At 28.9% G+C, this 605-nt stretch carries 1 protein-coding gene; it reads left to right on the forward strand.

The genetic code is table 11. The annotated features are described in order from the left end of the window. Positions 1-135: 135 nt before the first annotated feature. A partial coding sequence (locus tag KH893_RS11470; protein ID WP_281166235.1) for a hypothetical protein occupies positions 136-605 on the forward strand: 470 nt, incomplete at its 3' end.

Genomic DNA, 605 nt, shown 5'->3' on the forward strand with positions numbered 1-605 from the left:
TCTCATTCTATTGAAAAATTGTTTTATTTATGTACGAAAATATTACAAAAATTATTTTGTTAGAGAGAAAGTGCACTATAGTAAAAAGTGAGTTCAAAAGAATTCGATATTTTTTAGTAATATTTGGAGATTGAAATGCCAGAAATAAGTAAAAATACTAGCGAAAAGAAGGTTATTATAAAGAAAACCAGAGACAAGGTATGGTTTAAAAAAGAATTTTCTGCCAGCGCTTTGCTTTTTTGGATCAAGGGTTCTGTAGCGGTTGATTATCGCTTTGTTAGAATAGTTGAACAAAATACTATTTTTGGTTTAATTCCGGCTGGTAATCATAAACAAAATATTCCATTAAAAAATATTTCTGATACCTCTGTTAACAGCTACTATAACGTTAAAAACTTTATTTGGGGAATTATTATCGCTTTGATAGGATTCGCTTTATTTGATTCATCCACGTTTTTTGGTCTAATTGCTGTTTTAATTGGAGTTGGATTATTTTTAAATGGTATTATGACTCAACTGGATATAGAAAAAGGTGGGTCTAGTTATATTATCAACGTACCTTTTTATAACAAAAACGATGTCTCTGAAATTCAGCAAGCTATTGA

Source organism: Liquorilactobacillus sicerae, assembly GCF_029916425.1.
GTDB lineage: Bacteria > Bacillota > Bacilli > Lactobacillales > Lactobacillaceae > Liquorilactobacillus > Liquorilactobacillus sicerae.